The organism is Streptomyces sp. NPDC057654 (genome assembly GCF_042800135.1).
In the GTDB taxonomy this organism is placed as follows: domain Bacteria; phylum Actinomycetota; class Actinomycetes; order Streptomycetales; family Streptomycetaceae; genus Streptomyces.
Genome location: NZ_JBHVHQ010000313.1, coordinates 1 through 8,834 on the forward strand (window position 1 = coordinate 1; position 8,834 = coordinate 8,834).

7 protein-coding genes and 1 pseudogene are annotated in these 8,834 nt (G+C 71.2%); 6 read left to right on the forward strand and 2 right to left on the reverse strand.

Translation table 11 applies throughout. The features are described from left to right. Window positions 1-767: pseudogene (locus ACFU99_RS22435) on the forward strand (serine/threonine protein kinase); the annotation flags it as partial. Here the strand turns inward: ACFU99_RS22435 and ACFU99_RS22440 are convergent. Then, entirely contained in the window at window positions 749-2,368 is a 1,620-nt protein-coding gene (locus ACFU99_RS22440) for an AMP-binding protein (RefSeq protein ID WP_384394668.1), read from the reverse strand. The pseudogene ACFU99_RS22435 and the gene ACFU99_RS22440 sit on opposite strands and share 19 nt — an antisense overlap. A gap of 171 nt (window positions 2,369-2,539) precedes the next feature. Here ACFU99_RS22440 and ACFU99_RS22445 point away from each other — a divergent pair, with 171 nt between their 5' ends. The 4 genes from ACFU99_RS22445 to ACFU99_RS22460 all read left to right on the forward strand — a co-directional run bounded on the left by ACFU99_RS22445 (window position 2,540) and on the right by ACFU99_RS22460 (window position 6,836). Continuing rightward, window positions 2,540-3,742, forward strand: coding sequence for an amidohydrolase family protein (locus ACFU99_RS22445; protein ID WP_384394670.1), 1,203 nt, complete (start codon window positions 2,540-2,542; stop codon window positions 3,740-3,742). Beyond that, entirely contained in the window at window positions 3,742-4,911 is a 1,170-nt protein-coding gene (locus ACFU99_RS22450) for an acyl-CoA dehydrogenase family protein (protein WP_384394672.1), read from the forward strand. The genes ACFU99_RS22445 and ACFU99_RS22450 overlap by 1 nt, the downstream gene beginning before the upstream one ends. A gap of 2 nt (window positions 4,912-4,913) precedes the next feature. After that, window positions 4,914-5,897 carry an acyl-CoA dehydrogenase family protein gene (locus ACFU99_RS22455; RefSeq protein WP_384394674.1) on the forward strand — a complete coding sequence of 328 codons (984 nt, stop codon included), beginning with the start codon at window positions 4,914-4,916 and terminating at the stop codon, window positions 5,895-5,897. Window positions 5,898-6,311: 414 nt separating this feature from the next. Further along, window positions 6,312-6,836 carry an ATP-binding protein gene (locus ACFU99_RS22460; protein ID WP_384394675.1) on the forward strand — a complete coding sequence of 175 codons (525 nt, stop codon included), beginning with the start codon at window positions 6,312-6,314 and terminating at the stop codon, window positions 6,834-6,836. A 248-nt stretch (window positions 6,837-7,084) separates the two neighbouring features. Here the strand turns inward: ACFU99_RS22460 and ACFU99_RS22465 are convergent, their stop codons facing one another. Continuing rightward, the gene (locus ACFU99_RS22465) at window positions 7,085-8,011 is read right to left on the reverse strand and encodes a cyclase family protein (RefSeq protein ID WP_384394677.1); all 927 of its coding nucleotides are present in this window, start codon (window positions 8,009-8,011) and stop codon (window positions 7,085-7,087) included. A 98-nt stretch (window positions 8,012-8,109) separates the two neighbouring features. Between ACFU99_RS22465 and ACFU99_RS22470 the strand changes: the two genes are divergently transcribed. Then, on the forward strand, window positions 8,110-8,834 hold a 725-nt coding region (locus ACFU99_RS22470), incomplete at its 3' end, for an SDR family oxidoreductase (RefSeq protein ID WP_384394679.1).

Genomic DNA, 8,834 nt, shown 5'->3' on the forward strand with positions numbered 1-8,834 from the left:
TGAGGATGGAGCACACCGAGCGGCCGGAGCGGACCGCCCGGCCCCCGCGCGAGGGGAAGGGGCGCGCGCCCCGGCGGCTGGGGCAGCTCCTGCTGCTGCTCATCCTCGTGGTGCTGGCCGGAGTCATCGCCTACGCGATGCTGGTCATGCCGCGCGGCGAGAAGAACGCGGGCCAGGGGCGTACGGACCGTACGGGCGCGGCCGGGGCGCAGAGCGCCGCCCCCGACGGCACGGGCGCGAAGCGCGCGCCCGGCTCCTCCGCCGCGGCCTCCATGGGCGAGCAGGAGCCCCAGACCTCCGAACCCGCCGGGGTCGCCAAGGGCTTCGCGCTGCGCCAGGACCCGAAGGGGTTCGCCGTGTCCGTGGACAAGACCTGGCAGCGGCGCGGCGAGAACGACCGCGGCCAGGTCGTCTACATCGGCGGGGACTACGAACTGATCGTGGTCCCGGGCCGGGACAAGGTCTCGCGGTACGGCGCCGACCCGATGGCGTACCAGCAGGACAAGGAGCCGGAGCTGGCCCCGTACCGCTCCTCGTCCTGGTCGGGCGCCTCGGGGCTGCGCCGCATCGACGTGGGCAGGACGGCGATGGCGGAGGGCACGTTCAACTGGAACGACAGCAGCGGTCGCCAGGTGTACGTGCGCAACGCGGCGATGATCCTCGAAGGCCGCTACCACCTGCTCCAGGTGATCGGTCCGGCCAATGAACAGCACGCCGTGGACCGGTTCTACGACCAGGCCACCGCGACCTATCGCGCTGAGGCCTGACCGGGGGCGGGCCCGGAGAACTGTTCGCGCAGCCGGTACTTGAGCACCTTGCGCAGCGTCTCGTTGCGCGGCAGCGCCTCGACCAGCTCCAGCTGCTCCGGGATCTTGTGTACGGAGAGCCCCGCGGCGCGCAGGTACGCGGACACGGCGCCGAGGCCGAGCGGGGTCGCTCCGGCCGGCTGCTGGACGACGGCGCAGACCCGCTCCCCGCGGTCGCGGTCGGGGAGGCCGATGACGGCGACGTCCTCGACGTCCGGGTGCTCGTAGAGGAGCCGCTCGACCTCCTGGGCGGAGATGTTCTCGCCCTTGCGGATGATGATGTCCTTCTCGCGGCCGGTGAGCACCAGATGGCCGCCGGGCGTGAGGTGGCCTAGGTCGCCGGTGATGAGGAAGCCGTCGCGGTCGAAGACCTCGGCGGTCTGCGCGGCGTCCAGATAGCCGCGGCAGACGGCTTCGCCGCGCAGCCGTACGGCCCCGTCCCGCCCTGCGGGCAGGGGAGTGCCGTCGCCGTCCACGATGCGGATCTCCATTCCTTCGGGGGGCCGGCCCTCGGTGGTGGCGAGGTTGTGGGGCGTGTCGTCGGGCGCCCCCATGGTGATCATCGGGACCTCGGTCATGCCGTAGCCGTGGGTGAGCTGGCAGCCCATCTCGCGGACCACCTCGTAGTACAGCTCGGGCGGCTTGGCCGCGCCGCCGCCCGCCATGAGCCGGAGGGCGGGCAGGAGCCGGTGGCCCGGTTCCTTGCGCTGTTCGGCGAGGAACATCGAGTAGAAGGCGGTGGAACCGCCGGCGACCGTGACGCCGTGACGGCGGTAGGCGTCGAGTGATCCGGGCATCGAGAAGTGCTCCAGCATGACGGCGGGGAAGCCGCGGAGCAGCAGCATCACGGTGTAGTCGGGCCCGGCGACATGGGCGTACGGGAAGGCCATCGAGCCGACGTCCTCGGTGCTCAGGCGCAGGGCGCGGGCGAGGCAGGCGCCGGCGGCGATGAGGCTGCGGTCGGTGTGCAGGACCCCCTTGGGGTCGGAGGTGGTGCCCGAGGTCCAGTAGATCCAGCGGACCGCCGTGCCGTCCGCCGGGGGCGCGGGGAGGACCGCCGGGTCGCCCTCGGGGAGCGCGTCGTACGCCTGGAAGACGCGTGGCGGCGCGGGGAGTTCGCGGCTGACGCGGTGGGCCATCGCCGTGTGGTCGAAGCCGCGCCAGGTGCCGGGCACGGCGAAGAACTCGGCTTCGGCCGCCCGGAGCGCGAAGCCGACCTCGCGGTCGCGGTAGAAGGGGATGAGCGGGGTCTGCACGGCTCCGATACGGGCGAGGGCGAAGGTCAGGACGACGGTCTCGATGCGGGTGGGCAGCTGCCAGGCGACCCGGCTGCCGGGGCGTACGCCGATGCCGTGCAGGCCCGCGGCGACCCGCTCGGCCCGGTCGCGCAGCGCGCCGAAGGTCAGCTTCCGGTCGTCGGCGGGTGAGGGAGCGGCGTCGATGAGGACCGGCGCTTCGGGGGTGCGGGCCGCGCGGCGGTCCAGGAGTTCCCACAGGGTGCGGGAGTCCTCCAGCTCGTGGGCGGGTCGGGTGCCGTCGCCGGGATCAGTGTGCTCGCGCATGAGTGCCGCCTCCGCTGATCTGATGCACCGTCAGAATATCCGCGAAGCGTAGGCCGCAGCGCCTTGTCGGTCCAGAGGGGGCGGGGCTAGCCTGCATATCTGACGACCCATCAGAAATGCCGTGGAAGCAGTCCGCGCCACAGAGATCATCGCCATGCGTGAGGGGAAACCATGGAGCTACCGCGCATCGTCAGCGTCGACGACCACGTGATCGAGCCCGCGCACCTCTTCGAGACCTGGCTGCCGGCCAGATACCGGGACCGCGGGCCCAAGCCGCTGACAGAGGGGATCGGCGAACTGGAGTACACCGGCGGCAAGTACGTCATCACCATGGACCCGGACGGCCCGCCGACCGACTGGTGGATCTACGAGGACCTCAAGTTCCCGTACAAGCGCAATATCGCCGCCGTCGGCTTCGATCGCGACGACATGACGTTGGAGGGCATCACCCGCGCCGAGATGCGGCGCGGCTGCTGGGACCCCGCCGAGCGGCTGCGGGACATGGACCTCAACCACGTGGAGGCGTCCCTCTGCTTCCCGACCTTCCCCCGCTTCTGCGGGCAGACGTTCGCCGAGGCGCACGACAAGGAAGTGGCCCTGGCCTGCGTGCGGGCCTACAACGACTGGATGGTGGAGGAGTGGTGCGGCGACAGCGGGGGACGGCTGATCCCGCTGTGCATCATCCCGCTGTGGGACGTCGGCCTCGCCGTGGCGGAGATCAAGCGGAACGCGGCACGGGGCGTGAAGGCCGTGACCTTCAGCGAGATCCCCACCTACCTGGGGCTGCCGAGCATCCACTCCGGCTACTGGGACCCGTTCTTCGCCGTCTGCCAGGAGACCGGCACCGTCGTCAACATGCACATCGGCTCGTCCTCGCAGATGCCCGCGGCCTCCCCGGACGCGCCGCCCGCCGTGCAGGCGTCCCTCTCCTTCAACAACGCCATGGCGTCGATGATGGACTTCCTCTTCAGCGGCGTCCTGGTGAAGTTCCCGACCCTCAAACTCGCCTACAGCGAAGGGCAGATGGGATGGATTCCCTACGCCCTGGAGCGCGCGGACGACGTGTGGGAGGAGCACCGGGCGTGGGGCGGGGTGCGCGACCTGATCCCCGAACCGCCGTCCTCCTACTACTACCGGCAGATCTTCTGCTGCTTCTTCCGCGACAAACACGGCGTCGCGTCACTCGATGTGGTGGGCCGCGACAACGCGACGTTCGAGACCGACTACCCGCATGTGGATTCGACCTTCCCCCACACCAAGGAGGTCGCGCTCGACCACGTGAAGGGCCTCGACGACGAGACGGTCTACAAACTCATGCGGGGCAACGCCATCCGGATGCTCGACCTGGACCTCGACCGGGAGCCCCGCCGCTGATGGACCTTTCCTGCACGGAGGAAGAGGAGGACTTCCGGCGGCGGCTGCGCGCCTGGCTCGGCCCGGCGCTGGCCGCGCTCCCCGCGAAGCCCGAGGCCACCGACTGGCCGGGCCGCCGGGCCTACGACTGCGCGTGGCAGCGGGCACTGTACGACGCCGGGTACGCCGGACTGCACTGGCCCCGCGACGCCGGGGGCCAGGGGGCCACGCCCACCCAGCACCTGATCTTCCTGGAGGAGACGGAACGGGCGGGCGCGCCCTATGTGGGGGCCAACTTCGTGGGGACCCTGCACGCGGGGCCCACCATCGCGGCCGAGGGGACGCCCGAGCAGCGGGCGCGCTGGCTGCCGCCCATCCTGCGCGGCGACGAGGTGTGGTGCCAGGGGTTCTCGGAGCCGGACGCCGGGTCCGACCTGGCGGCGCTGCGGACCCGGGCGGTCCGCGACGGCGACTCCTACGTCGTCAGCGGCAGCAAGATCTGGACCTCGCACGCCGAGATCGCCGACTGGTGCGAACTGCTGGTCCGCACCGACACCTCGGCCCCCAAGCACCGGGGCATCTCCTGGCTCGCCATGCCGATGGACGCGCCCGGCGTCACCGTCCGGCCGCTGCGGACGCTGGCCGGGTCCGCGGAGTTCGCCGAGGTGTTCCTCGACGAGGTGCGGGTGCCCCTCTCACACCGCATCGGAGCGGAGAACGACGGCTGGCGCGTGACCATGGTGACGCTCTCCTTCGAGCGCGGCACCGCCTTCGTCGGCGAGGTCGTCGCCTGCCGTCGGGTGCTGGGCGAGCTGGCCCGCGCGGCCCGTGCGAACGGGCTCTGGGACGACGCGGTGCTGCGCCGCCGGCTGGGCCGGCTGTCCGCGGAGTTCCGCGCGCTGTGGCGGCTCACCCAGTGGAACGTCAGCGAGGCGCAGCGGTCGCTGCGGGACGGCGGCAGCGGCGTGCCGGGGGTGGGCGGCTCCGTGTTCAAGCTGCGCTACTCGCACGCCAGGCAGGAGCTGTACGACGCGGCGGCCGAGGTCCTGGGGGAGGGTTCGCTGGACGTGGACCACGAGTGGGTGGCGGACCGGCTGTCGTCGCTGTCGTACACGATCGCGGCCGGTACGTCCCAGATCCAGGCGAACATCGTCGCCGAGCGCATCCTCGGTCTTCCGAAAGGACGGTGATCATGGACTTTCAGCTGACCGAGGACCAGCGGGCACTGCGGTCCGGCGTGCGGGAGCTGCTCGCGGGCCGGTTTCCGCGGGAGCGGCTGCGCGCCGCCGTGGACGGCGACGGTCCGGTCGTCGACCGGGGGCTGTGGCGCGAACTCGGCGAGGCCGGGCTCTTCGGCCTCCGGCTGCCGGAGACCGAGGGCGGCGTGGGGCTGGGGCTGCCCGAGGCCGTGCTCCTCTTCGAGGAGGCGGGCCGCGTGCTGCTGCCGGGCCCACTGATCGCCACCCACCTCGCGGCCGGCCTGGTGGCGGGGGCGGCGAGCGGTGAGCGGGTCGTCGGGATGTGCGACACGACGGCGAAGGAGCCGCTCTGGGAACACCCGGCGGAATGCGATGAGTTGATCTTCCTCGGCGACGGCGACGGCGACGACGACGACGGCGAGGTGTGCAGCGTCGACCCGTCCTCCCTGGCGGTGACGGCGCTCCGCTCCGTCGATCCGCTGACCCCGCTGGCCCGCGTCGTGGTGCCCGAGGGGGGCCGCCCGCTCGGGGCCGACGCCTCCCGGCTCCGACGGGAGGCGGCCTTGCTGACCGCCGCGGAACAGCTGGGCAGCGCTGCCCGTACGGTCGAGGCGGCGGTCTCGTACGCCAAGGAGCGCACTCAGTTCGACCGGCCGATCGGGAGCTTCCAGGCGGTGAAGCACCTGTGTGCGCAGATGCTCGTACGTGCTGAGGCAGCCAGGAGCGCGGTGTACGCGGCGTCGGTCACGCGGGAACCCGGGGACGTCGCGGCGGCCAAACTGCTCGCCGACGAGGCCGCCGTGCACAATGCCCGCGACTGCCTGCAAGTGCACGGCGGCATGGGGTTCACATGGGAGGCGGACGTCCATCTGCACCTCAAGAGGGCCTGGCTGAGAGCGCGGCGCTGGCAGTCGGCGGCCGCCGGTGAGGAGGCGCTCGCGGAAGAACTGCTGACCGAGGGGAATGTCCTCCTGTAGAGGGCATCAGGTGAAATCGCCCATCTGCACCATATAAGCGGTCACCGAGCGTTGATACCGGGTTGTGTCCTAAGGGTGACTCGTCACTGGGGGGAGTCGGTCCCGGGCTCGGGTACGCTCCCTTGGGTGCGAGTGGTTCTGAGGCGCAACCCCCCTGGCGTTGCCGACGAGGCGACTCCGGAAGAGGGAATGTGTGCCGCTCCCGCCGGGTGGAGGCCCGTAAACCTCGATTGTTCGAGTCCCCGTGGCGCGCGTCGCACAGTATGCAGCACGCATACTCCTTTGCGCCGGAATATGCCCGAAGCGCTTGTTGGGGTGACTGAACGTCAACCATGCTGTCTCGCAAGGGGATCACGGTCCGTGATCCCTCGGAGATGCGAGGCGATGTGTCCGCCGGTTCGGATGGTGTGAGCGGTGCAGGTGCTTCAGGTGCAGATGGAGATCAGGCCCGACCCCGCGGAGGTGGGGCGAGCCCGGAGGTGGGCCCGTTCGCGGCTCGCCGGTTCGGGGATAGGCGCGGATGAGCCGCTGGCCGACACGCTCCTGCTGCTGATCTCGGAACTGGTCACCAACGCGGTGGTGCACACGGGCTGCCCGGCCGTGCTCCGTATGCTCTTCCCGGTCGTCCGTGCCGGCCTCGGGGGCGACGGGCGGCGCGATGGCGACAGCCGCGGCGGGTCCGCCGCGACGGAAGCGGGCGTCGGCGCCGGCACGGTCCGCGTGGAGGTCGCCGACATCAGCGCGCGTCCGCCGCGCCAGCGGCACGCGGACGGCGAGGAGACGGGCGGCCGCGGCCTGGAGCTGGTCGACGGGCTCGCCGACCGGTGGGGCTGGCGGCCGGAGGGCGCGGGCAAGAGCATCTGGTGCGAGGTGGACCGCGCCCAGTCGCTCTTGGTCGGGGCATGCGATGCGCCTCGCGCCGTGACAAATGGGGCGTAACCCACAAAGTCCAGACCAGGTGTTGACGTGGCGTGTCCGTTTGATCACCCTTGGGTTGAGCGATTCGTTGCGAGGGGACGTCGAGAGGCCGGCATCGACCGGACAGCCTCGGCGAGTGCGGGTCGTGGCCCGACGCGTCCGCATGGTCTGAGCGTCGGAGCCGGGTGGCGGTGCGCTGTGCCGTGCTCGGGGCGCGCACGCGCGCACCGCCGCCCGACCGTCCGGCCCGCGGCGAGGCCGGACCGGATTCACAGCACGGCCACCGGCGCGACTGGTGCGCCCGTCCCGCCGACGAACGGCTCGGGCGCGGCCGACAGGAAGAACGCGTAGCGGCCCTCGTCCGCGCACGCCTGGGACAGCTCCTCCAGATTCCAGTTCTGGCCTTGCGGCATACCCATCTCGACGAGGTCGAGGGCGTGCACGGGCATCCAGAGATCCTCGATCTCCGGCGGGAAGATCTCGAAGGTCAGGGTGTCGTTGGCGACGGCCGCCACGTCGCGGGCATGGAACCACTCGGGCGTCCGGATGGAGAGGCCGGGTGAGGGAAACGCGTAGGCGTGCTTGTCGCCCGCCAGGTAGTGCTGGATCTGGCCGGTCCGGACGAGCACGATGTCGCCGGAGCGGACCTTTGTGCCGGCCAGTTCCTCCGCCGCCGTCAGGTCTTCCGGCGTGACGGCGTGCCCGCCCTCCAGGCGGTCGAGGCCGCGGGCGTGGGCGACGTCCAGCAGGACGCCCCGCGAGGCGAGGGGCCCGGCCTTCTCGATGCCGTGGAACGCGGCTCCGCCGTGCGCGGTGATCGAGTCCGCCGGGCGGCCGTTGTAGAGCTTGCCGCTGTGCGAGACATGGGTGAGCCCGTCCCAGTGGGTGCCTGCCTGGAGGCCCATGGTCACCACATCGTCGCTGGTGGCGACGGTTTCGGCGCCGAACATCTCCATGTTGACGGCGACCATCGTGTGCAGCGGGTTGACCCTGCCGGGGATCATCCCGGTCTGTACGCCGTCCTGCCGCAGCGGGACGGCCAGGGGGACGCGGCGCCCGCTTCGCACCTCCCCGGCGGCCGCGCGGACGGTGTCGGCGGTGATGAGGTTGAGGGTGCCGATCTCGTCGGCTTCGCCCCAACGCCCCCAGTTGTTGACGCGCTTGGCGATGTCGTGGAACTCGGGTGGCAGGGCCACGGGTCCTCCTGGGATCGGTTGTCCACTGGGTCTTGTGCTCGGCTGCCGTCTGCTCAAAAATCTAACGGTCCGTCAGAAAACGCGGGAAGGGGCGCGACGTGGGGAACTTCTTGGCAGGCAAGGTGATCGCCGTCACCGGGGCCGGCCGCGGCATCGGGCGGGCGGTGGCCCTCGCGTGCGCCGCCGAGGGCGCGAAGGTCGTCGTCAACGACTACGGCGTATCCATCGAGGGCCGCGAGCCCACCAGTGAGATCGCCGCGTCGGTGGTGAAGGAGATCGAAGCGGCCGACGGCGAGGCCGTCGCCGTCGCGGACGACGTCGCGACGATGGAGGGCGGCCAGCGCATCGTCGACGCGGCCCTGACGCGGTACGGGCGGATCGACGGCGTCGTATGCGTCGCCGGAATCCTGCGCGAGCGGATGCTCTTCAACATGTCCGAGGAGGAGTGGGACCCGGTCATCGCCACCCACCTCAAGGGCACCTTCACCGTCTTCCGGGCCGCGTCGGCGGTGATGCGCAAACAGGGCTCCGGCACCCTCATCGGTTTCACCAGCGGAAACCACCAGGGCAGCGTCGCCCAGGCCAACTACTCCTCCGCCAAGGGCGGCATCATCTCCCTGGTGCGCAGCGCAGCCCTGGGCCTCAACAAATACGGAGTGACCGCCAACTGCGTCGCCCCCGTGGCCCGTACCCGGATGTCGGCGAACGTGCCGATGGAGCTCAAGGAGATCGGCGAACCCGAGGACGTGGCCGCGCTCGTCGTCTACCTCCTGAGCGAACGGGCCCGCGAGGAGAAGATCACCGGGCAGGTCTATACGATCGC

Excerpts from the sequence above, each read along its gene's own strand:
- ACFU99_RS22455 (WP_384394674.1), top strand. The coding sequence starts at position 4,914 with ATGGACTTTCAGCTGACCGAGGACCAGCGGGCACTGCGGTCCGGCGTG.
- ACFU99_RS22450 (WP_384394672.1), top strand. The coding sequence starts at position 3,742 with ATGGACCTTTCCTGCACGGAGGAAGAGGAGGACTTCCGGCGGCGGCTG.
- ACFU99_RS22440 (WP_384394668.1), bottom strand. The coding sequence starts at position 2,368 with ATGCGCGAGCACACTGATCCCGGCGACGGCACCCGACCCGCCCACGAG.
- ACFU99_RS22445 (WP_384394670.1), top strand. The coding sequence starts at position 2,540 with ATGGAGCTACCGCGCATCGTCAGCGTCGACGACCACGTGATCGAGCCC.